The organism is Micromonospora sp. DH13, from assembly GCF_020873825.1.
GTDB classification, from domain to species: Bacteria; Actinomycetota; Actinomycetes; order Mycobacteriales; family Micromonosporaceae; genus Micromonospora; species Micromonospora haikouensis.
The window spans coordinates 25417-48251 of sequence record NZ_JAHWGR010000046.1; the positions used below are offsets into that span (position 1 = coordinate 25417).

Annotated in this window: 20 protein-coding genes; 14 read left to right on the top strand and 6 right to left on the bottom strand. The window is 74.9% G+C overall.

What is annotated here, in order from left to right:
• The 4 genes from LPA42_RS30090 to LPA42_RS30105 all read left to right on the top strand — a co-directional run bounded on the left by LPA42_RS30090 (position 1) and on the right by LPA42_RS30105 (position 2701).
• Positions 1-1050 (top strand): B12-binding domain-containing protein, encoded by a 1050-nt coding sequence (locus LPA42_RS30090; RefSeq protein WP_077939892.1) that lies wholly within the window; start codon positions 1-3, stop codon positions 1048-1050.
• An 85-nt stretch (positions 1051-1135) separates the two neighbouring features.
• The gene (locus LPA42_RS30095; protein WP_077939893.1) at positions 1136-1483 is read left to right on the top strand and encodes an STAS domain-containing protein; all 348 of its coding nucleotides are present in this window, start codon (positions 1136-1138) and stop codon (positions 1481-1483) included.
• Between the two features lie 68 nt (positions 1484-1551).
• Entirely contained in the window at positions 1552-1998 is a 447-nt protein-coding gene (locus tag LPA42_RS30100) for a response regulator (RefSeq protein WP_043968664.1), read from the top strand.
• 163 nt (positions 1999-2161) lie between these two features.
• Complete coding sequence (locus LPA42_RS30105) at positions 2162-2701, top strand: ATPase (protein ID WP_077939894.1); 540 nt, start codon at positions 2162-2164, stop codon at positions 2699-2701.
• Positions 2702-2707: 6 nt separating this feature from the next.
• Here LPA42_RS30105 and LPA42_RS30110 read toward each other — a convergent pair whose 3' ends face one another.
• From LPA42_RS30110 to LPA42_RS30125, 4 genes are all read right to left on the bottom strand, one after another.
• A complete protein-coding gene (locus LPA42_RS30110; RefSeq protein WP_228987038.1) occupies positions 2708-3463 on the bottom strand; it encodes a hypothetical protein in 756 nt (251 codons plus the stop codon).
• A 384-nt stretch (positions 3464-3847) separates the two neighbouring features.
• Positions 3848-4273 carry an OsmC family protein gene (locus LPA42_RS30115; RefSeq protein WP_077939895.1) on the bottom strand — a complete coding sequence of 142 codons (426 nt, stop codon included), beginning with the start codon at positions 4271-4273 and terminating at the stop codon, positions 3848-3850.
• Between the two features lie 11 nt (positions 4274-4284).
• Positions 4285-5256 carry a serine/threonine-protein kinase gene (locus tag LPA42_RS30120; protein ID WP_077939896.1) on the bottom strand — a complete coding sequence of 324 codons (972 nt, stop codon included), beginning with the start codon at positions 5254-5256 and terminating at the stop codon, positions 4285-4287.
• Positions 5257-5399: 143 nt separating this feature from the next.
• Complete coding sequence (locus LPA42_RS30125; RefSeq protein WP_228987035.1) at positions 5400-6230, bottom strand: FAD:protein FMN transferase; 831 nt, start codon at positions 6228-6230, stop codon at positions 5400-5402.
• A gap of 162 nt (positions 6231-6392) precedes the next feature.
• On the opposite strand from LPA42_RS30125, the gene LPA42_RS30130 reads away from it, so the two are divergent.
• The 5 genes from LPA42_RS30130 to LPA42_RS30150 all read left to right on the top strand — a co-directional run bounded on the left by LPA42_RS30130 (position 6393) and on the right by LPA42_RS30150 (position 13105).
• Positions 6393-7133 carry a response regulator transcription factor gene (locus tag LPA42_RS30130; protein WP_091284281.1) on the top strand — a complete coding sequence of 247 codons (741 nt, stop codon included), beginning with the start codon at positions 6393-6395 and terminating at the stop codon, positions 7131-7133.
• Positions 7111-8604 (top strand): cell wall metabolism sensor histidine kinase WalK, encoded by a 1494-nt coding sequence (locus tag LPA42_RS30135; protein ID WP_077939898.1) that lies wholly within the window; start codon positions 7111-7113, stop codon positions 8602-8604. The genes LPA42_RS30130 and LPA42_RS30135 overlap by 23 nt, the downstream gene beginning before the upstream one ends.
• A 44-nt stretch (positions 8605-8648) precedes the next feature.
• A complete protein-coding gene (locus tag LPA42_RS30140) occupies positions 8649-10772 on the top strand; it encodes a glycosyltransferase family 39 protein (RefSeq protein ID WP_077939899.1) in 2124 nt (707 codons plus the stop codon).
• A 4-nt stretch (positions 10773-10776) separates the two neighbouring features.
• Complete coding sequence (locus tag LPA42_RS30145; protein WP_077939900.1) at positions 10777-12084, top strand: glycosyltransferase; 1308 nt, start codon at positions 10777-10779, stop codon at positions 12082-12084.
• A gap of 340 nt (positions 12085-12424) precedes the next feature.
• Positions 12425-13105 carry a helix-turn-helix domain-containing protein gene (locus tag LPA42_RS30150; RefSeq protein ID WP_077939910.1) on the top strand — a complete coding sequence of 227 codons (681 nt, stop codon included), beginning with the start codon at positions 12425-12427 and terminating at the stop codon, positions 13103-13105.
• Positions 13106-13115: 10 nt separating this feature from the next.
• Here the strand turns inward: LPA42_RS30150 and LPA42_RS30155 are convergent, their stop codons facing one another.
• Positions 13116-13514 (bottom strand): VOC family protein, encoded by a 399-nt coding sequence (locus LPA42_RS30155; protein ID WP_077939901.1) that lies wholly within the window; start codon positions 13512-13514, stop codon positions 13116-13118.
• 206 nt (positions 13515-13720) lie between these two features.
• On the opposite strand from LPA42_RS30155, the gene LPA42_RS30160 reads away from it, so the two are divergent.
• From LPA42_RS30160 to LPA42_RS30175, 4 genes are all read left to right on the top strand, one after another.
• On the top strand, positions 13721-13870 hold the full coding sequence (locus LPA42_RS30160) for a hypothetical protein (RefSeq protein ID WP_165949904.1): 150 nt from the start codon (positions 13721-13723) through the stop codon (positions 13868-13870).
• Between the two features lie 17 nt (positions 13871-13887).
• Positions 13888-15318 (top strand): bifunctional 2-polyprenyl-6-hydroxyphenol methylase/3-demethylubiquinol 3-O-methyltransferase UbiG, encoded by a 1431-nt coding sequence (locus LPA42_RS30165; RefSeq protein WP_077939902.1) that lies wholly within the window; start codon positions 13888-13890, stop codon positions 15316-15318.
• Positions 15311-17374, top strand: coding sequence for a sulfatase-like hydrolase/transferase (locus LPA42_RS30170; RefSeq protein WP_228987036.1), 2064 nt, complete (start codon positions 15311-15313; stop codon positions 17372-17374). The genes LPA42_RS30165 and LPA42_RS30170 overlap by 8 nt, the downstream gene beginning before the upstream one ends.
• A 241-nt stretch (positions 17375-17615) precedes the next feature.
• Positions 17616-18899, top strand: coding sequence for a citrate synthase (locus tag LPA42_RS30175; RefSeq protein ID WP_077939903.1), 1284 nt, complete (start codon positions 17616-17618; stop codon positions 18897-18899).
• Between the two features lie 72 nt (positions 18900-18971).
• Here the strand turns inward: LPA42_RS30175 and LPA42_RS30180 are convergent, their stop codons facing one another.
• On the bottom strand, positions 18972-20390 hold the full coding sequence (locus tag LPA42_RS30180) for a glycosyltransferase family 4 protein (protein WP_077939904.1): 1419 nt from the start codon (positions 20388-20390) through the stop codon (positions 18972-18974).
• Between the two features lie 322 nt (positions 20391-20712).
• On the opposite strand from LPA42_RS30180, the gene glgX reads away from it, so the two are divergent.
• A complete protein-coding gene (glgX, locus tag LPA42_RS30185) occupies positions 20713-22833 on the top strand; it encodes a glycogen debranching protein GlgX (RefSeq protein WP_077939905.1) in 2121 nt (706 codons plus the stop codon).
• Positions 22834-22835: the final 2 nt, after the last annotated feature.

Genomic DNA, 22835 nt, shown 5'->3' on the forward strand with positions numbered 1-22835 from the left:
GTGACCGTCCCCGCCGCCGTCGGCTCACCGGCCGACGCCTGCCCCGGCTTCCTGCTGGCGTTGGAGTCCGCCGACGAGTACGCGGCGATCGAGACCGCCCTCGGGCTGGTCGACGCCGGGGTGCCGGCCGAACGGGTGCTGCTGGAGCTGGTGGCCCCCGCGCAGGTCGAGGTGGGCCGGCGGTGGGCCAGCAACGCGTGGAGCGTCGCCCAGGAGCATGCGGCCACCCACATCAGCGAGCGGGTGGTGGCGGCCGTCGCGGCCCGGGCCAACCCCCGTGCCACCCGGGGGCGGATCGTGGTGGCGTGCATGGACGGCGAGTGGCACGCGCTGCCGCCCCGGCTGGTCGCCGAGGTGCTGCGGCTGCGCGGCTGGCAGGTCACGTTCCTCGGGGCCAGCGTCCCGGCGGCGCACCTGGTGTCGTACCTGCACCGGCACGACGCGCACGCCGTGGCGCTGGCCTGCGCGCTGCCGATGCGGCTGCCGCACGCGTACCGCATGGTCGAGGCGTGTCGCCGCTCCGACGTGCCGGTGGTGGTCGGCGGGCGCGGCTTCGGCCGGGACGGGCGGTGGGCCCGCCGCCTCGGGGTGGCGTGGGCGCCCGACGCGCCGGGGGCGGCCGACCTGGTGGCCGACGAGCGGGCCCTGCGCCGCGTCCCCCCGGTCGACCTGGCCCACCTCGCCGACGACGAGTACGCGAGCCTCGTGAAGCGGCGGGCTGCGCTGATCGACAGCGCCCTGGGCGATCTGCGCGCGCGGGTGCCGGGCGTGCGGGAGTACGACGCGGTCCAGCTCGACTCGACCGTCAGCGACCTCGGCCACATCGTCGACTTCCTCGCCGCCGCCGTCTTCGTCGACGACGGCACGCTGTTCACCGAGTTCGTCGAGTGGTTGACCGGCATCCTGGTCAGCCGGGGGGTGCCGGCCGCGGCGGTGGCCCTCACCCTCGACCACCTCGCGGGTGAGCTGCGGGACTTCCCGCGCGCCGCGGGCTTCCTGGCCGGTGGGCTGGCGCTGCTCGCCCAGCAGGCGGGCGCGTCGGCGCGGTGACCGTGGCGTGCCGGCCTCCGGCGGCCCCCTGCTTATACTTGCTGCACTGCAAGCATTCGGCTGCGATGGAGCGAGAGGGACCACGTTGACGTTCACCGTCACGTACGCCCAGCGGGACGGCGGTGGGGCGTGCCTGCGACTCGCCGGCGAGCTCGACATGAGCACCGCGCCGGAGCTCACCGCGGTGCTCGACCGGCTCACCGAGCAGGGGGAGCGGCACCTGCTGGTCGACCTCGCCGAGCTGACCTTCTGCGACTCCACCGGCATCGCCGCCTTCGTCCGGGGCGACAACCGGGCCACGGCTCGGGGCGGGTGGCTGCGGGTCACCGGCGCCACCGGCCGGGTGGAGCGGGTGCTGCGGTTGACGGGGCTGGCGGAGGTGCTGGGCTACCCGCCCGACACGGGCCACCCGACAGTGCGGTCCGCTCCGTGATGGGCTAGATTTCCCCGCCAGCAGGCGATCGTGAGGTCGCCGTCCGCGTCGACCCGAGGCAGGTTCCCATGGCTGGAAGCACCCCCGGCCCCGTTCGTATCCTCGTGGTCGACGACGACCCGGGCGACGTCCTGATGATCGAGGAGGCCCTCGCCGACTCCGACGTCGACAAGGTGATCGACGTGGTCAGCGACGGCCAGGAGGCGATGGAGTTCCTGCGTCAGTCCGGCCGGCACACCGAGGCCCGCCGGCCGGACGTGATCCTGCTCGATCTGAACATGCCTCGGATGGACGGGCGGCAGGTGCTCGGCGAGGTCAAGCAGGACGACGACCTGCGGACCATCCCGATCGTGGTGCTCACCACCTCCAACGCCGACACCGACATCGTGGGCAGCTACACGCTCCAGGCCAACGCGTACGTGACCAAGCCGATCGACCTGGACGACTTCAACGACGTGGTGCGCCGCATCGACGAGTTCTTCGGGCGGGTCGTCGTGCTGCCCAAGCGGGTCTGACGCCCGCGCCCCCGGGCTGACGCCCCACCCCGCGCCCCGGCTGACGCCGCCCGGGGCGTCGCCGCTCGGATGCTGAACATTTTTCCCGAACGCGCACGCCGCCCGGCCGCGCCGCCGAGGATTCCAGGTGGGGAAGAAACATCGGCTGCCTGGGGGCGACAGTATGAGGTTCTCCGTCGTGGAGTTCGGCTACGACCGGCGGCAGGTCGACTCCTGCCTCGATCAGTTGGCGGTCCGGTTGAGCCGGCTGGCGGCGCGCGCGGAGGGCGCCGCCGGGGCGGGCCGGGACTGGGACCGGTTCCGGGACGAGGCGGCCCGCCTGTGCGAGCTGGTCGAGCACCGGCCCGAGCTGGCCGCCGGGGCCGACGGCGCGCGGGCGGCGCTGGGCGACGTCGAGCGGGAGGCCGCCGGGATCCTGGCCCAGGCCCGGTTCGAGCTGGACGCGGCCCGCGAGGAGGCCCGGCGTGTCCGCGAGCAGGTGTACGCCGAGGCGCTGAGCGCCCGCCGGGACTTCGAGGCCGCCCTGGCCGCGCGCCGACGCCGGGAGGCCCGGGTGGACGAGATCCTCGCCGGGCCGGCCGTCGCGGTGGACACGCCCACGGCCGCGGCGGGCGTGCCGAGCGGCGGCGTGCCGAGCACCCGGGTCGGCACGGCCGGCGTCACCATCGAGCCGCCGGGCGACTGGGGCAGCCGGGTCGCCTGAGCCGGCTCAGGTCAGCGCCGCCACGACCGTGGTGGCCCGCTCCTCGTGCTGCGCGTACGCGTCGGGGAACGCCGAGATCTGCACGGCCTGGGCGGCGGCGGTCACGCTCATCTCCTCCCAGCCGGGCACCTCCAGCAGCGCCTCGTAGAAGACGCGGGCCGCGTACGCGGGGCGCATCAGGTCCCGGACGGTGCCCCAGCCGCTGCTGGGCCGCTGCTGGAACAGCCCGACCGAGTCGTGGTCGGAGCCGCTGCCCTGGTGCGGGTAGTTGGCGGACTCGGGGAGCACGTCGCTGGCCAGGTTGTGCAGGTTGCTCTCCTGCATGGCGGTGGCCACCGCGACGACGAGTCCCCGCCGGGGCAGCTTCATGTCCCGGCCCACGTCGACGATGGTCTTCGCGTTGTCCATCTGGAGCTGGCTGAGCCCGGCGACGGGGCGGGGGCGCGCCGGCTTGGCGGGCTTCGGCTTCGGCTTGCGGGTGGCGCTGGGGCTGGGCTTCGCCGTCGGGCTGGGCGAGATGGTGACCGGGACCGCCGGGGAGCGGTCGAGGGAGCGGGAGGCGCGCTGCTCGGCCTCGGCGGCGGCCGCGGCCCGATCGACGAGGGCCCCCTGGACCGGCTCCGCGGGGCCGTCGGCCTGGCGGGTGCCGGCGAACGCGGCGACGCCGAGGCAGCAGCTCACCCCCGTGACCAGGGCCGCGCGCACCCGGGTGGACGTCAGCAGCGCGCGCCGGGGCGGGTCGGGACGCCGGTGCCGGCCCACCGCCCGTTCGGCGGAGGCGGCCTCGGCCGGTCGGCCATCCGCTCGGTCGTGGGCCTGCTTCGGTTCGGCGGGTTCGTAGGGACGCACCCGCCGAGGCTAGATAGTCCGCAGCGCCCTGCCACCGGGGTGGTTGGTGGCATGCGTCACAGTTTGCGGGTTTCCCCCCGGACGAGCCGCCCGAGAAGGATGGCAACCCGGTCCAAGCTCGCCATTGCCCCGTTTACGGTATGACCGATTCGCCGTTCGGAAAGGCGTCGAGTCGGCGGGCGTGCCACGCGCTCGCGCGGCGACGCCGGGGTCGGGCGTTCGGCCGACGGCCCGGTGCCCGACCGGACGGGCCGGCCCGGGGCCGACCGACGCCGGTCCCGGCGGTGGCGGAGAAGGTCAGCCGCGCCCGTTCTCCGCCGGCGTGACCGTCAACCGGTGCCGGCTGTTGTCACCGCTGGAGAACGGCCACAACCGGTCGGCGTGCGCGACCAGCTCGGCGAGCTGCTGACGGCTCAGCCCGGCGGAGGAGATCGAGGCGTGCACGTCGGCGCGGTAGCGGCCGTCGTCGTCGCGACCCAGCCGCGCCTCCGCGCGCACCTGCACCGTGTGCGCCTCGTCGGTGATCTGCCCGGCCGCCTCCACCGCGGCGTGGTGCAGGCAGGACGCGAACGCCGCCGCCAGCAGCTGTTCCGGCGTCAGCCCCGTGCAGTGCGGCGCCAGCGGGGACGCCAGCGCGGTGGACAACCCGCCGTCGTCGGTGCGGACGTGACCACCCTCGGCGGTGGCGGTGGCCTCGTGCAGCCAGGAACTCGGATCCGGCATCGCGTCCCCCCTCAGTCACCCGCCCGGCTACCCGACGCGCGCCCGGCGAAACCGGGGCTTCCGCCCACCGTCGCCGCCTGGGTCGCCTCGGCCGCCGCCTCCCGGGTCCACGGGGACACCCCGGCGCCGCCGCGCTGCCTCGGCGGGGCCGTGGCGAGCATCGGCACGTACACCCGGGCGTCGACGGCCTCGGCCAGCAGCAGCGCCGCCATCAGGCTGCTCGGCCGCCGCGTCGGGTCGTCGGCCATCAGCTGCCGGCACAGCCCGGCCACCTCCGCCGGCAGGCCGTCGATCGGCGGCAGCGGCTCGGCCGGACGCCGGCGGCGCGCCCCCAGCAGCTCGGTGGTGCTGTCGGCCGGGTACGGCAGCCGCCCGGCGAGGCAGTAGTAGAGCAGCACCCCGAGGGCGTACATGTCGGCCGCCGGGGTCGCCGGCTGCCGGTCGAGCTGCTCGGGGGCCAGGTACGCGGGGGTGCCCACCACGATGCCGGCCGGCGCCTCGTCCGGCACCCCGGCCGGGGTGGCGATGCCGAAGTCCAGCACCTTCACCCCGCACGGGGTGAGGATCACGTTGGCCGGCTTCACGTCCCGGTGGACGATCCCGTGCGCGTGCGCGGCGGCCAGCGCCGCGGCGATCTCGGCGCAGACGCGTACCGCGATGCGCCAGTCCAGCGGCCCGGCGCGCAGGTGCGCCGCGAGGGTCTCCCCCTCGGCCAGCTCCATCACGATGTACGGCACCGGCCGGCCCGGCAGGGTCGAGGACGTGCCGAAGTCGTGCACGCTGGCCACGTTCGGGTGCACCAGCCGGGCCGCCGAGCGGGCCTCGGCCCGGATCCGCTCCACCGGGACGTCCTCGCGCCCGGGGGAGATGAGCTTCACCGCGACCGGCCGGTCCAGCACGGTGTCGTGGGCCCGCCACACCTCGGACATCCCGCCGACGCCGATGCGCTGTTCGAGCTGGTACCGCCCGTCCAGCGTCCTCATCGACCGCTCCTCGTCGCTCGTGCCCCGACGCCGCCCGTCGACGGCGGCGCTGCCTGCCCCGATACCCGGCCCCCGAGCTGGGCAAACCGCCGGGGGTGTCGCCCCGGATCCCCGGCGGGACGGTCCCGCCCGCCGCCGACCGCTCAGCCGGGGGCCGGCGCCACCGCACGGCCGGGCGTCGGGTACGCGACGCCGTCGCCGATCCGCGCGGCGAGCCAGTCCGGGCCGTGCGGGCCGTTAGCCAGCGCCCCGACGGCGAGCATCGCGGCGCGGACCGCGTCCGGGGCGACCACCGTGACCGACGCCCACGGCGAGACCGGCGCCGCGCCCGTGCGCGGATCCAGCACCCCGCCGTCGACCCGCACGTCGGCGGTGGCCAGCCCGCCGGCGGTGAGCGCGACGACCCGGTCGCCGGCGGCGACCGGCCAGCCGCCCGGCGGGGCGGGACCGGCGACGGCGACCCGGTTCCCGACGCCGACCAGCACCCCCGCCCCGGTTCGGGCCGAGATCCGCTGCGCGCAGCGCCGGGCGAGCTGGGCGGTCGCCGTGGCGGCCAGGCCCAGCGGCAGGGTCGGCGGCAGGGCCAGCAGGTCTCCGGCGAGCGTCACCGCCCGCCAGTTCGCCACCGGGACCGGGCCGGCCGCCGCGCCGCCGCAGACCGGCAGCAGCCCCGGCGTCCGCCGACGGCGCAGCCGGGCCGCCTCGACGGTGGGGTCCACCGCCCCGTCGCTGGCCTCGGCCGCGCCGAGCGCGACGCCGACGAGGTCCCGCAGCCGCGGGCCGACCGGCACCGGCCGGCCGGCGGCCCGCAGCGCCCGGGCCAGCGTGGCGTCGCCGCGACGCAGACCGGCCAGCAGCAGCGTCAGCTCCCGGCGGGCCGCCGGCAGCACGTGCCGGTCGGTCACCGCCACCCGCATCGGCCGGCCCCGGTGCGTCCAGCGGCTCTCCCAGGTGTGGCCCGGCTCCCTGTCCATGCCGGGCAGCCTGCCGGGCCCGGCTGGACCGGGCTTGGGGCGAGGCTGTGCCCGGGCTGTGCGGCGGCGGGCCGGATCGGGCCCCGCCCGACTCCCACAGCTGGTACACAGGATCTGCTGGGGTGGGGCACAGCGGGCGTGCCCACGATGGGGGGCATGGTCATGGAGGGGCAGGCCGCGCAGGGCCGCATCGAGCTGCGCCGACCGGACGGCGAGCCCGTCCGGGTGCTGGTGGTCGACGACGAGCCCACGCTCACCGACCTGCTCTCGATGGCCCTGCGCTACGAGGGCTGGCAGGTCCGCACCGCCGGCAACGGGATGGCGGCGCTGAGCACCGCCCGCCAGTTCCAGCCGGACGCGGTGGTGCTCGACGTGATGCTGCCCGACCTCGACGGCTTCCAGGTGCTGCGCCGGCTGCGCGAGCACACCCCGACCGTGCCGGTGCTCTTCCTCACCGCCCGCGACGCGGTCGAGGAGCGCATCGCCGGGCTCACCGTCGGCGGCGACGACTACGTGACCAAGCCGTTCAGCCTGGAGGAGGTGATCGCCCGCCTGCGGGCGCTGCTGCGCCGCTCGGGCTTCGCGATCGCCACCCGGGAGGACGCCGTGCTGACCGTCGGCGACCTCAGCCTCGACGAGGACAGCCACGAGGTGCGCCGCGGCGACCAGTTGATCACCCTCACCGCCACCGAGTTCGAGCTGCTGCGCTACCTCATGCGCAACCCCCGCCGGGTGTTGAGCAAGGCGCAGATCCTCGACCACGTCTGGAACTACGACTTCGGCGGGCAGGCCAACGTCGTCGAGCTCTACATCTCGTACCTGCGGAAGAAGATCGACGCCGGGCGGGCGCCGATGATCCACACGCTGCGCGGCGCGGGGTATGTCCTCAAACCCGCCGACTGACCGGGCGCGCCGGTGGCTGGCCGGCTGGTCCCTGCGCACCCGGCTGGTGGTGACCGTGGTGGCGCTGCTTGCCTTCGTCAGCGTCGGCATCGGCGCGCTGACCACGGTGGCGCTGCACCACTTCCTCATCGCCCAGGTCGACGACCAGCTCACCTTCGACCAGCGCCGCCGCCCCGGTGACCGGCCGCCGTGGTTCACCAACCCGCCCCCGTCGTCGCAGCGTCCCGTCGACCTGCCGCCCGGCTTCCCGGCCGGCTCGATCGCGGCCCGGGTCGTCGACGGCCGCGTCCAGTCGGCGACCACCCGCACCGCGGCCGACGCGACCGAACAGCTCGCCGCCGACGCGGCCGCCCCGCTGGCCGGGCTCACGCCCGACGGCCGTCCCCGCACCATCGACCTCGGCGAACGGGGCGACTACCGGGCCGTGGCCCGGCAGTACGTCGACGGCCAGACGCTGATCTTCGCCCTGCCGCTGGAGGGCGTCGAGGAGACGGTCTGGTGGATGGTGCTGGCCCAGGCCGGCGTCGCCACCGCCGGCCTGCTCGTCGCCGGCAGCCTCGGCGCGCTCATCGTCCAGGCCACCCTGCGCCCGCTGCGCCGGGTCGCCGCCACCGCCACCCGCGTCACCGAGCTGCCGCTGGACCGCGGCGAGGTGGCCCTGTCGGTGCGGGTGCCGGCCGCCGACACCGACCCGCGCACCGAGGTCGGCCAGGTCGGCGGCGCCCTCAACCGGATGCTCGGGCACGTCGCCGCCGCGCTCGCCGCCCGGCAGGCCAGCGAGACGCGGGTACGCCAGTTCGTCGCCGACGCCAGCCACGAGCTGCGCACCCCCCTCGCCGCCATCCGGGGGTACGCCGAGGTCGCCCGCCGGGGTCGCGACCGCGTCCCGCCGGACGTGGCGCACGCGCTGCGCCGGGTCGAGTCGGAGAGCACCCGGATGACCAGCCTCGTCGACGACCTGCTGCTGCTGGCCCGGCTCGACTCCGGCCGGCCCCTCGCCGTCGAGCCGGTGGACCTGACCGCCCTCGTCGTCGACGCGGTCAGCGACGCCCACGTCGCCGGCCCCGAGCACCACTGGCAGCTCGACCTGCCCGAGGCGGAGCTGGTGGTGCCGGGCGACGCCGCCCGGCTGCACCAGGTGGTGGCGAACCTGCTGGCCAACGCCCGGGTGCACACCCCGCCCGGCACGACCGTCACCGCCCGGCTCGCCGCCCAGCCCGACGGGGTGGTGCTCACCGTCACCGACGACGGCCCCGGCATCCCGCCCGACCTGCAGGGCGAGGTCTTCGAACGCTTCGCCCGGGGCGACAGCTCCCGCTCGCGCGCCCACGGCAGCACCGGCCTCGGCCTGGCCATCGTGGCGGCCGTGGTGGACGCCCACCATGGCCGGGTCGAGGTCGCCAGCCGCCCTGGTCGCACGGCGTTCACCGTCGTGTTGCCGGCGTTCACGGACCCCACAGCCACCGCATAGGCCGCCCACGGCCCGTCGCCAGTGGGGTCGCGCAGAGTGGCGGCATGGACAAGACAGAGAGCCTGCTGACCCTGCCCCCGCCGGCGTCGACCGGCCCCACGCCGACGGACGCCACGGCCGCCGCCGGCCCGCCCGCGCGTGGGCGGCGGGACCCGGCCTGGGTACGCCCGGCGCTGGCGGCCCTGCTGCTGGCCACCGCGCTGCTCTACCTGTGGGGGCTGGGCGCGTCCGGCTGGGCCAACTCGTTCTACTCGGCCGCCGCCCAGGCCGGCTCGCAGAGCTGGAAGGCGTTCTTCTACGGCTCGTCGGACGCGGCGAACGCGATCACCGTCGACAAGACGCCGGCGTCGCTGTGGCTGATGGCGCTGTCGGTGCGCGTCTTCGGCCTGAACAGCTGGGCGATCCTCGTCCCGCAGGCCCTGCTCGGCGTCGCCTCCGTCGGCGTGCTGTTCGCCACCGTCCGCCGCTGGTACGGCCCGGCGGCCGGCCTGATCGCCGGCGCGGTCCTCGCCGTCACCCCGGTGGCGACGCTGATGTTCCGGTTCAACAACCCCGACGCCCTGCTCGTGCTGCTGCTGATCGGCGCCGCGTACGCCACCGTCCGGGCGGTGGAGACCGCCGGCACCCGGTGGATCGTCCTCGCGGGAGCGCTGGTCGGCTTCGGCTTCCTCACCAAGATGCTCCAGGCGTTCCTGGTGATCCCGGTCTTCGCGGGCGTCTACCTGCTGGCCGCGCCCACCGGCTTCTGGCGGCGGGTACGGCAGGTGCTGGCCGCCGGCCTCGGCGTCGTGGTGGCCGCCGGCTGGTGGGTGGCGATCGTCGAGCTGGTGCCGGCCAGCGCCCGCCCGTACATCGGCGGCTCGCAGGGCAACAGCATCCTGGAGCTGACCCTCGGCTACAACGGGCTGGGCCGGATCACCGGCGCGGAGGAGGGCAGCGTCGGCGGTCGCGGGCCGGCGTCCGGGCAGACCGGGCTCGGGCGGCTGTTCGACACCGAGAACGGCGGGCAGATCTCCTGGCTGCTGCCGGCCGCGCTGATCCTGCTGGTCGCCGGCCTGCTGCTGGCCGGGCGGGCGGCGCGTACCGACCGCAGGCGGGCCGGGCTGCTGCTGTGGGGCGGCTGGCTCCTGGTCACCGGCGTCATCTTCAGCTTCATGTCGGGGATCTTCCACGCGTACTACTCGGTGGCGCTGGCCCCGGCCGTCGGCGCCCTCGTCGGCATCGGCGTCACCCTGCTGTGGCAGCGCCGGACGACGGGCGCGCCCCGCTGGCAGGCGCTCGCGGCGACCGCCACCCTGGCCGTCACCCTCGCCGTCACCGCCTGGTGGTCGTGGCGGCTGCTCGGCCGCAGCCCTGACTGGTACCCCTGGCTGCGCACGGCCGTGCTGGCCGGCGGCCTGGCCGCGGCGGTGCTGCTGGTCGTCGCCGACCGGCTGGCCCGACGGGCCGTCCCGGTGCTCGTGGCGCTGGGCGCGACGGCGGCGCTCGCCGGCCCGGTGGCGTACTCGATCCAGACCGCCGCGACCCCGCACACCGGGTCGATCCCCAGCGCCGGCCCCGCCGTGGAGGGCGGCTCCGGCCCGGGCCGGGGCGGCTTCCCCGGCGGCGGTCGGATGCGTGACGGCGGCCAGAACGCGCCGGGCGGCCAGAACCGTACCGACGGCCAGTTCGCCTTCCCCGGCGGTGCCCAGGCACCGGGCGGCCAGGTTCCCGGCGCCCCCGGCGGCGGTCAGGCCCAGGGCGGCGGCCAACTGCCCGGCGGGGGCGGCCAGGGCCGTGGCCCGGCCGGCGGCGGCATGGGCGGCCTGCTGGACTCCCGGGAGCCCAGCGCCGAGCTGCGCAGCCTGCTGGAGGCCAACGCCGTCGACTACACCTGGGTGGCGGCCACCATCGGCTCCCAGAACGCCTCCGGCTACCAGCTCGCCACGGGCGAACCGGTCATGTCGATCGGCGGGTTCAACGGCAGCGACCCGTCCCCGACGCTCGCGCAGTTCCAGCGGTACGTGGCCGAGGGCAAGATCCACTACTTCGTCGGCGGCAGCGGGTTCCGCGCCAACGGTGGCAGCTCCGCCTCGCAGGAGATCGCTGCCTGGGTCGCCGAGGCCTTCGAGGCGAAGACCGTCGACGGCGTCACCGTCTACGACCTGACCAGCGGACAGGAGGGCTGAGCCGATGACCGCATCCACCGAGCCGCGCCCCACCGTGGACGCCCGCGTCGCCGCCCCGCCCGCGGTGCTCGACGTGGTGATCCCCGTCTACAACGAGGAGACCGACCTCGGGCCCTGCGTGCGGCGGCTGCACGCGCACCTCACCGCGCACTTCCCGTACCCGTTCCGGATCACCGTCGCCGACAACGCCAGCACCGACGGCACCCTGGCCGTGGCCGACGGCCTCGCCGCCGAGCTGCCGCAGGTCACGGTGCGGCACCTGGACGCCAAGGGCCGGGGCCGGGCGCTGCGGGCGGCCTGGTCGGCGTCGGACGCGCCGGTGCTGGCGTACATGGACGTGGACCTGTCCACCGACCTGGCCGCGCTGCTGCCACTGGTCGCGCCGCTCATCTCCGGCCACTCCGACCTGGCGATCGGCACCCGGCTGGCCCGCACCTCCCGGGTCGTGCGGGGCACGAAGCGGGAGGTCATCTCGCGCGGCTACAACCTGCTGCTGCGCGGCACCCTCGCGGTGAGCTTCTCCGACGCCCAGTGCGGGTTCAAGGCGATCCGCGCGGACGTGGCCGCCGGGCTGCTGCCGCTCGTGCGCGACACCGGGTGGTTCTTCGACACCGAGCTGCTGGTGCTGGCCCAGCGGGCCGGGCTGCGCATCCACGAGGTGCCGGTCGACTGGGTGGACGACCCGGACAGCCGGGTGGACATCGTCGCCACCGCCCTGGCCGACCTGCGGGGCATCTGGCGGCTGGGTCGGGCCCTGCTGACCGGGTCGCTGCCCCTGGCGGAGCTGCGCGCGCAACTCGGCCGGGCCCCGCTGGCCCCGCCGCCGGCCCGGGTGCCGGTCGGGCTGCCGCGCCAGCTCGCCCGGTTCGCCGCGGTGGGTGTGGCGAGCACGCTGGCGTACCTCGTGCTCTTCGTCGCCACCCGGGGAGCGCTCGGCCCCCAGTGGGCGAACCTGACGGCGTTGCTGGTGACGGCCGTGGCGAACACGGCGGCGAACCGGCGGCTGACCTTCGGCATCAGTGGCGGCCGGCACGCCGGCCGCCACCACCTGCAGGGCCTGCTGGCGTTCGGCCTGGGCCTGGCGCTGACCAGCGGCTCCCTGGCGGCCCTGCACGCCGTCGCGGCGGCACCACCCCGCGCGGTCGAGCTCACGGTGCTGGTGGCGGCCAACCTGGCCGCCACGGCCCTGCGCTTCGTCCTGCTGCGCGCCGCGATGCACCACCGCCGATCGCCGGCCGCCGTCGCCGGGCACCGGGACCAGCCCGCGCCGGTGAGCGAGGCGGCCACGCCGCCGGCTCATGACGCTGGGTAATCTCCGATCGACTGGCTCCACTCCCGGCGAACCCCTTTGCTCTGCACCCGCATGCGCAACGGTGCACGCTGCGTAACCGGCGGCGACGCGTCACGCCCGACCTGATCCGATGAAGGTCAAGCTCAGCCGCATGTTGCGGATGTGGGTGCAGAGCAAAGGAGGCGCGAGGCGTGGGACGAGGTCCGGAGGTCGTGACGGAGCGCAACGTCGGACCCGGACGCTGCGGAGCGTGACCGAATGCTGGCGGCGCAGGCGAGACTGGGCGGCGTGAAAGCGGGAGCGGCGGGAGCGGAAGGCGGTGCGGGTGGCAATGCGGCGGCAGCGTGGGATGCTGGGCCGGATGTACCAGGAACGGCCGGCGGCGCTGCCCGGAGCGGTGCTGTGGACCGCCACCAGCGACGGCACCCCGAGCCGGGTGCTGCCCGACGGCTGCCTCGACCTGCTCTGGTCCAGCCGCTCCGGGCTGCTGGTCGCCGGCCCCGACCGCACGGCGCAGTTGAGCGTCTCCGCGCCGGGGGAGCGGTGGCTGGGGCTGCGCCTGCCGCCCGGCGTCGGCCCGGCGGTCTTCGGCGTCCCCGCCGACGAGCTGCGCGACGCCCGGGTGCCGCTGGAGGCGCTGTGGGGCCGGGCGGCCCGCGAGGCCGCCGAGCGGCTGGGCGGACCGCCCACTGGCGCCGGGCTGGCGGCGCTCGCGGCCGACCGGCTCGCCGCGGCCGGGGGCCCCGACCCGCTCGGCGCGCGCGTCGCCGGGCTGCTCGCCGCGGGGCGGCCGGTCGCCGGGGCCGCCGCCGAGGTCGGCCTGACCCCCCGGGCGCTGCACCGACGCTGCCGGGCCCTGTTCGGGTACGGCCCGAAGACCCTCGCCCGCATCCTGCGGATGCGCCGGGCGCTCGCCCTGGCCAGGGCCGGGACGCCGCTGGCGGAGGTGGCCGCCGCCAGCGGCTACGCCGACCAGGCGCACCTGAGCCGGGACGTGCGCGACCTGGCCGGCGTCGCGCCCGCCGCTCTGCTGCGCGGCTGAACCGCCCCGGTCAGCCGGCCGGCAGCGGGGCGAACAGGTCCACCCCGTTGCCCTCGGGGTCGTGCAGGACGGCGTACCGCTGGCCCCAGACCGCGTCCCACGGCGGCAGGTGGCCGTGGAACCCGGCCCCGGTCAGCTCGGCCCAGCGGCGGTCCACCTCCGCCGGGTCCGCGCACCGGAACGCCAGGCTCATCCGGGGCGAGCCGGTCGGCGGCGTCCAGCCCGGGTCGAAGGAACGGATCGTCTCCACCGTGTCCCAGGCCAGCCGCAGCCCGTTGTCCAACGTGAGCTCCACGTGCGGTTCGGCCTCCGCGCCGGCCGGGATGTCCAGCCCGAGGCGGCGGTAGAAGTCGAGGGTGCGGGCCATGTCGGCGACCGTCGTGCCGACGAGATCGAACTGAGGTGTCATACCGCCGACCGTACGGCCGGGGTGGCCGGGCGTCTTGAACGGAACGGACACCGCGCCGATCGGGCGGGCCGGAGTGGCCGGTGTTGCCTCGACGGGACGGAGCGTCGCGTACGGTGGCAATGAGACAAGTCCGGCTTTTGGGCACGAACACCCCAGAGTGGCGGGTGCCCGGGTCGGCTCCGAGACGGCGAGGGGAAGGAGCGGCCGTGATGCACCTGGCCTACCTGGATGCGGGATCCGGCAGCCTGATCGTGCAGGCGGTGGTCGGCGGGGTGGCCGGAGCGGCGGTGGCCGCGAAGCTCTACTGGCGCCGGCTGACGGCCCGGTACCGCCGCCAGCGCACCGACCGTTCCTGAGCGGGGGCACACCGGCGATGACCATCCCGCACACCGACGTCCGGACCGATCCGGGCTCGTTCCGCGACCCGGCCAACCGGGTCTTCTACGCCGACGGGGAGGTGCTGCGCGGCCTCGACGCCCGGGCGGCGCGCGACTGGCGGGCCCTGTCCGCCAGCGACTTCTTCCCGCCGCTGCTCGCGGCCGGCAAGGTCTGCGGCACCGAGGCCGTCGAACCGGCCCGGTTCGCCGCCGTGGCCGGCGCGCAGTGGGCGGCGGTGCTGCGCCACGAACGCATCCCGTTCGTCTCCCACCCGTACGAGTGGTCGTTCGGCATGCTGCGCGACGCCGCCCTGCTGCACCTGGAGATCCTGCGCGCCGCGCTGACCGCCGGCTTCACCACGAAGGACGGCTCGGCCTACAACCTGCAGTGGCGCGGCGTCGAGCCGGTCTTCATCGACGTCGGCTCGTTCGAGCCGGCCCGCGACGGCGAGCCCTGGGCCGGCTACCGGCAGTTCTGCCAGACCATGCTCTACCCGCTGCTGCTCACCGCGCACCTCGGCGTGGACTTCCAGCCCTGGCTGCGGGCCCAGGTCGACGGCATCCCACCGGAGCAGATGCGCCGGCTGTTCACCGGCGTCCGGCGGCTGCTGCCCGGCGTGCCCACCCACGTGCACCTGCACTCGGCGATGCAGCAGCGCAACGCCGACGCGGCCAGCGGCGAGGTACGCGAGCAGCTGCGCGGTGCCGGCTTCTCCCGGGAGCTGGCGTTGGCCGCCGTCCGCCGGATCGAGCGGCTGGTCCGGCGGCTGCGCCCCCGCCACGTGCGCAGCCACTGGGCCGACTACCAGCGCACGTGCAGCTACTCCGCCGCCGACCGCGCCGCCAAGGAGCGCTTCGTCGAGCTGGCGCTGACCGCCGCGGGACCGCCCGGCCTGGTGCTCGACCTCGGCGCCAACGACGGCCGGTACGCCCGCCTCGCCGCCCGGTACGCCGGCTACGTCGTCGCCGTCGAGCAGGACCCGGCCGTGGTCGACGAGGTGTACGCGGCGCTGCGCGCCGACGAGCAGCGGCGGGTGCTGCCGCTGGTGATGGACCTGGCCGATCCGTCGCCCGGCGGCGGCTGGCGCGGTGTCGAGCGGGCCGCGTTCGCCACCCGAGGACGGGCCGACCTGGTGCTGGCCCTCGCCGTCGTGCACCACCTGGCGATCGGGCGCAACGTGCCGCTGCCGCAGGTCGTCGACCAGCTCGCCGACGCCTGCCTCCCCGGGGGTCGGCTGGTGGTCGAGTTCGTCCACCCCGAGGACCCGATGGCCCGGCGGCTGCTGGCCAACAAGCCTGCCGGTCTCTTCCCCGACTACCGGCCCGACGAGTTCGCCCGGCTGCTCGCCGCCCGGTGCCGCGTCGAGCGGCGGGTCGAGCTGCCCGGCGGCACCCGGACGCTCTACCAGGCGGTGGTGGGTGGCTGACGCGGCCCTCGCGCCCGTACCGCCGGCCGCCGCGCCGCCCGCCGCCGCGGCGACCCCGGACCGCCCCGGAAGGCCGGCCGGCTGGCGGGCCGAGCTGCGCCGGCTGCTGGAGGTGACGGCCCTGGTCGGGCTGGTGGTCACCCAGCCGATGCTGGACGTGCTGGGCCGCGGCCCCGACTTCTTCCTGTTCCACCGGGCCACCCGGGGCGAGATCCTGGCCCTCGTCGCGCTGATCGCCGTCGCGCCCACGGTGGCGCTGGCGCTGCTCGGGGCGGCGAGCCGGCTGGCGGGGCGGTCCGCCCGCTCGGCCGTGCACACGGTGCTCGTCGGCCTGCTGCTGGCCGCCCTCGCCGTGCAGGTGGGCCGGCACGTCACGCCGCTGCGGGGCGTACCGCTGCTGGTGGTCGCCGTGCTGGCCGGCGCGGCCGGGACGGCGGCGCACCGGCGGTGGCGCTGGCCGGGCCTGGCGCTGCGGGTGGCCGCGGCCGGGCCGGCGGCCTTCGTGGCGCTGTTCCTGTTCGCCTCGCCGGCCTCGGCGGTGGTGCTGCCGCGCGGCGACGCCGGCGCGGCCGGGGTGGCCGCCCCGGGCGGGCACCCGCCGGTGGTCATGCTGATCCTCGACGAGCTGCCCCTGGTCTCCCTGCTCGGCCCCGATGGGCGGATCGACGCCGCCCGCTACCCGCACTTCGCCGAGCTGGCCGGCGGCTCCACCTGGTACCGCAACGCCACCGGGGTCAGCGGCTGGACGCCGTACGCGCTGCCGGCCATGCTCACCGGCCGCTACCCGGCGAAGCCGGTCGCCCCGCACTACTCGCAGTACCCGGACAACCTGTTCACCGCCCTCGGCGGCCTGTACGACATCCGGGCCGAGGAGAGCATCACCCGGCTCTGCCCGCCCAGCCGGTGCGACCAGCCGGTCAGCCCCCGGCAGGGGCTCGGCACCCTGGTCCGGGAGAGCGGGAAGCTGCTGCGCCAGGTCACCGCCCCGGTCGACAGCCACGTCGACCCGGAGGAGTCCTACCGCGAGCAGACCGCCGCCGAGGCGGGCCTGGACGCGGCCGAGCCCGTCCCCGCCGACCCGAAGTTCCGCTGGGACCGGCTGAACGCCAACCAGCCGGCCCGGTTCACCAGCTTCCTGGCCGGGCTGCGCCCCAGCGACCGGCCCACCCTGCACTTCCTGCACCTGCTGATGCCGCACGCGCCGTGGCAGTTCCTGCCCTCGGGGGCCCGCTACGCCGCCCCGGAGGACCTGCCCAACGACGGCGCGGGCTGGGTCGACCTGGCCCGGCGGCGGCACCTGGCCCAACTGGAGTACACCGACCGGCTGATCGGCGAGACGCTGCGTACGCTGCGCGCCACCGGCCTGTACGACCGGGCCCTGGTGATGGTCACCGCCGACCACGGGGTCAGCTTCGACAACGGCGCCCAGGGGCGGGGGATGGACGCGATCCGCGCGGCGGCCGGGCAGGTGGCGTGGGTGCCGATGTTCGTCAAGGAGCCCGGGCAGCGCGCCGGCCGGGTCGACGACCGCAACTGGGAGCACGTCGACCTGCTGCCCACCGTCGCCGACTACGCGCACGTGCGGATCCCCTGGCAGGTCGACGGGCGCTCGGCCCGGCAGGCCCCGCGCGAGCGCGCCGACAAGCGCTTCTACGACCGGCCGGCGGAGCCGGTCACGATCTCCGGCGGGGTGCCCGCTGCGCTGCCGCCGCCGAAGCCGCACCCGCTGGTCGGCACGACCGTGGGCCAGCGGCCGGCCGGCGGGTCGGCGCGGGTCGCCGACCTCGCCGCGTTCCGCGCCGTGGACCCGGACACCGGCGAGCTGCCGGCCCTGGTCTGGGGCACGGTGCCGGCTTCGGTACGCGACGGCACGCTGCTCGCCGTCGCCGTCAACGGGCGGATCGGGGCGGTCGTCCCGGTGGTGCCGCCGGATGTCGGCGGTCGCCGGTTCGCGGCCTTCCTCACCGACGACCGGTTGTTCCGCGCCGGGGACAACCGCGTGGACCTGTACCAGATCGGCCCGGGCGGCGAGCTGCGTCACCTGAGTATTTCCTGAGAGTTTCGTTCCCGCTGCCCACCGGGCCCCCGGTCACGCTTCGTGCGTGATCGGGGGCCTTTTGTCACATTGGCCCCGTTCGAGGTCGGTCCCCGGCCCCCGGGTTTCCGCGCCCACCTCCCGGGAATCGGGTGACGCATACCTCACCTGCGGAACCACGACGGGCGGTGTCCCCGCAACCGTGTTTACGGTAAAAGCGAAGGCAATTTCAACGTAGATCTGCCGGCGAAGCGAGGAACACATGACGGAAGTCAAGCTCGATCACCCCGGTGGGCAGCTGTCGATGCCGGTGCAGTCGGCGGTCGAGGGCCCCGCCGGCATCGGCGTGAGCAAGCTCCTCAAGGAAACCGGGATGACAACGTACGATCCCGGTTTCGTGAACACCGCGGCCTGCTCCTCCGCGATCACCTACATCGACGGCGACGCGGGCATCCTGCGGTACCGGGGCTACCCGATCGAGCAGCTGGCCGAGAAGTCCTCCTTCCTGGAGGTCTCGTACCTGCTCATCTACGGTGAGCTGCCCGGCCAGCAGCAGCTCGACGAGTTCAGCGAGCGGATCCGGCGGCACTCGCTGCTGCACGAGGAGATGCGTCGCTTCTTCGACGGCTTCCCGCGCGACGCGCACCCGATGGCCGTGCTCTCCTCGGCCGTCAGCGCCATCTCGACCTTCTACCAGGACAGCCTGGACCCGTTCGACTCCGACCACGTCGAGATGTCCACGGTCCGGCTGATGGCGAAGGTCCCCACCATCGCCTCGTACGCGTACAAGAAGTCGATCGGGCAGCCGCTGCTGTACCCGGACAACTCCCTGGGCTACGTGGAGAACTTCCTGCGGATGACGTTCGGCGTGCCGGCGGAGCCGTACGAGGTCGACCCGGTCATGGCCAAGGTGCTGGACATGCTGTTCATCCTGCACGCCGACCACGAGCAGAACTGCTCCACGTCGACCGTGCGGCTGGTCGGCTCCAGCAACGCCAACCTCTTCGCCTCGGTCTCGGCCGGGGTGAACGCCCTGTTCGGCCCGCTGCACGGCGGCGCCAACCAGGCCGTGCTGGAGATGCTGGAGAAGATCCAGCTCGACGGCGGCGACGTGCAGTCCTTCGTCCGCAAGGTCAAGGACAAGCAGGACGGCGTCAAGCTGATGGGCTTCGGCCACCGGGTCTACAAGAACTACGACCCCCGGGCCGCGATCGTGAAGAAGGCCGCGCAGGACGTCCTCGGCCGGATGGCCAAGCCGGACCCGCTGCTGGACATCGCGATGCAGCTGGAGGAGATCGCCCTCGCGGACGACTTCTTCGTCTCCCGTCGGCTCTACCCGAACGTGGACTTCTACACCGGCCTGATCTACAAGGCCATGGGCTTCCCGACGAAGATGTTCACCGTGCTGTTCGCCCTCGGCCGGCTCCCCGGCTGGATCGCCCAGTACCGCGAGATGCTCGGCGACGCGGAGACCAAGATCGGCCGCCCGCGGCAGATCTACATCGGCTCCCCGGAGCGCGCGTACGAGCGGCCCGCCGACCGCTGACGCTGCCTGTGCGCTGTTAAGAAGGGCCCCCTGCTATGCAGATAGCGTTAACAGGGGGCCCTTCCTTGCGCCTCAGCGCAGGCCGGCGGCGGCCAGCAGGTTGCCCTCGGCGACCCGCCGCAGGGCGGCGCCCCCGCTCATCCGCCGCTCGGCGCGCTCGGCGGTGAACGCCGGGGCCTTGGCGATCGCCGAGGCGTACGCGTCGGCCGTGCGGCGCGCGATGGCGGCCCAGCCGTACTGCTCGTGGACCATCCTGCGGGCCCGGCGGGCCAGCGCCCGGGCGCGCTCGGTGTCGGACAGCAGGGCGTGCACCGCCTCGGTCAGCCCCGCCGGGTCCTGCGGGGCGAACGTCATCCCGGTCACGCCCGGCTCGACGATCTCGGCCAGGCCGCCCGTCGAGGCGACCGCGAGGGGCGCGCCGGCCGCCGCCCCCTCCAGGGCGACCATGCCGAACGGCTCGTAGATGCTCGGCACCGCGAAGCAGTCCGAGGCGGCCATCACCGCGGGCAGGTCGGTGCCGCCGAGGAAGCCCGGCATGCTGACCGTGCCGCCGAGGCCGAGCCGGTGCACCTCGGCCTCCAGCGCCGGCTTGTACGGCCCGTCGCCGACGATCACCGCGCGCAGCCCCGGGTGCCGCTCCCGCAGCCGGGGCAGCCCGGCCAGCAGGTGCTGCACGCCCTTCTCGTAGACCAGCCGGCCGGCGAAGGTGACCAGCGGGCCGTCCCCGGCGAACCGGGCCCGCGCCGAGGCGACCGCCGACGTCGGCACCTTCCAGCGGTGCGGCTCCACCCCGTTGGGCACCACGTCGACCCGGGCGGCCGGCACGTCGAACAGCGCGCCGACCTCGTCGCGCATGTACGCCGAGCAGACGATCACCCGGTTGGACTCGCCGCTGAGCCACTGCTCGACGCCGTGGATGGTGCGGTTCATCTCCTGCGGCAGCCAGCCCTGGTGCCGGCCCGCCTCCGTCGCGTGGATCGTGCTGACCAGCGGGATGTCGAGGTGGTCCCGCAGGGTCATCGCGGTGTGCGCGACGAGCCAGTCGTGGGCGTGGATGACGTCGTAGGAGCCGCTCTCGGTGGCGCGCAGGGCGGCGCGGGTGAGGGTGTGGTTGAAGGCCATGGTCCAGGCGAGGAGGCTGCCGGTGGCCAGGGGGAAGGCGACGGGGTCCTCGGCGGCGCGCAGGACGCGGACGCCGTCGGCGTACTCCTCCAGGGGTGCGCCGTCGGCGTGGCGGGTGACGACGGTGACCTCGTGGCCGGCGGCGGCGAGGGCGACGGAGAGGGCGTGCACGTGGCGGCCGAGGCCGCCGACGAGCACCGGCGGGTACTCCCAGGAGAGCATGAGGATGCGGCGGGTCTGCGGGGGCACCCCGGAGCCGACGGGCTGCGGGAGCGCCGGCTGCGGGATCAGGGACCGTGAGGTGGTGCTGGGCCGGCAGAGCCGGTCCGCGGCGGTGGCGGTCTGCTCGCCGGCCCGCAGGGTCGTCACATCGAACTCCGTCCGTGCAGGGTGGAACGCGCCGGCAACGATGGCGGCGTGACAGGACATGGTGGGGTGGCCGAGGGCCGAGCGGGAACGCGCGCTTCCACACGCCCCCGTATCAAGGAAAGGGCATCCGGGCCCGAACCGCATCCTGAGAGGGCCCAAGGTGACGGACACCACCCAAAGGTCTAGTCGGTATCAGGTGGGTGGAAATGGTTACGGCACCAACGGGTGGATTGGGCCGACCGACGGCGGGGCATTAGCGGCGTGCGCACCCGGCGGGCACGGCCCCGTCCGGGGCGCTCATCATCATGGGCTGAGGAGCGACATGCAGGTCTGGCCGGGCGAGCGGTACCCGCTGGGAGCCACCCACGACGGGATGGGCACAAACTTCGCGATCTTCTCCGAGGTGGCCGAGCGCGTCGAGCTCTGCCTGTTCGACGAGTGGGACACCGGCGCCGAGCGCCGCGTCGAGCTGCGCGAGGTCGACGCGTACGTCTGGCACTGCTACATCCCGGGCATCGAGCCGGGGCAGCGCTACGGCTACCGGGTCCACGGCCCGTGGGACCCGGCGAACGGGATCCGCTGCAACCCGAACAAGCTGCTGCTCGACCCGTACGCGAAGGCCGTCGACGGTGACGTCGAGTGGAATCCGGCCGTCTACGACTACGAGGTGGGCGGCGACGAGAACCGGATGTCGGAGACCGACTCGGCCCCGTTCATGCCGAAGTCGGTGGTGGTGAACCCGTACTTCGACTGGGGCAACGACCGGCCGCCGCGCACCCCGTACCACCACTCGGTGATCTACGAGGCGCACGTGCGCGGGCTGACCATGCGCCACCCCGGCATCCCCGAGGAGCTGCGCGGCACGTACGCGGCCATCGCCTCCCCGGTCATGATCGAATACTTCCAGCGGCTCGGGGTCACCGCCGTGGAGCTGATGCCGGTGCACCAGTTCGTGCACGACCACCGGCTGGCCGACCTGGGGCTGCGCAACTACTGGGGCTACAACACGATCGGCTTCTTCGCCCCCCACCACGGGTACGCGGCCCTCGGCGGCCTCGGCCAGCAGGTGCAGGAGTTCCGGGGCATGGTCAAGACGCTGCACGCCGCCGGCATCGAGGTCATCCTCGACGTGGTCTACAACCACACCGCCGAGGGCAACCACCTCGGCCCGACGCTGAGCTTCAAGGGCGTCGACAACCCCAGCTACTACCGGCTCTCGGAAGAGGACCGGCGCTACTTCGTCGACTACACCGGCACCGGCAACAGCCTCAACGTCCGCAGCCCCCACTCCCTCCAACTGATCATGGACTCGCTGCGCTACTGGGTCACCGAGATGCACGTCGACGGCTTCCGGTTCGACCTCGCGGCCACCCTGGCCCGCGAGTTCTACGAGGTCGACCGGCTGTCGACGTTCTTCGAGGTGGTCCAGCAGGACCCGGTGGTCAGCCAGGTCAAGCTCATCGCCGAGCCGTGGGACGTCGGCCCCGGCGGCTACCAGGTGGGCAACTTCCCGCCGCTGTGGACCGAGTGGAACGGAAAGTACCGCGACACGGTGCGCGACTTCTGGCGTGGCGAGCCCGCCACCCTCGCCGAGTTCGCCTCCCGCATCTCCGGCTCCGCCGACCTCTACCAGGACGACGGCCGCCGCCCGTTCCACAGCATCAACTTCGTCACCTGCCACGACGGGTTCACCCTCAACGACCTGGTGTCATACAACGACAAGCACAACGAGGCCAACGGCGAGGACAACCGCGACGGCGAGGGCCACAACCGGTCCTGGAACTGCGGCGTCGAGGGGGAGACCGACGACCCCGGCGTGCTGGCCCTGCGGCAGCGGCAGCGGCGCAACTTCCTGGCCACCCTGATCCTGTCGCAGGGCGTGCCGATGCTCGGCCACGGCGACGAGCTGGGCCGCACCCAGCGCGGCAACAACAACGCCTACTGCCAGGACAGCGAGCTGGCCTGGGTCGACTGGGACGACGCCGACGAGCCGCTGCTGGACTTCGTCCGGAAGCTGGTCGACTTCCGCCGCAACCACCAGGTGTTCCGCCGCCGCCGCTTCTTCACCGGCCTGCCCGTCGGCGGCCGGGCCGCCGGCTCGGGGCTGCCCGACCTGGCCTGGTACACCCCCGACGGCCGGGAGATGACCGGCGAGGACTGGGGCAACGACTTCGGCCGCTCGGTGGCCCTGTTCGTCAACGGCGACGGCATCCGCGAACGCGGCCAGTACGGCCAGCGCCACCACGACTCGTCCTTCCTGCTCTGCTTCAACGCCCACGACGCCCCGCTCGACTTCACCCTGCCCGGGGAGGAGTTCGGCCAGCGCTGGGAACAGGTGATCAGCACCGCCGACCCGGACCCGGAGAAGCCGACCCTCGTCGAGGCGGGCGGCACCATCTGCGTGCCCGACCGCTGCCTCGTGGTCCTGGAGAGGACGGTCTGAGC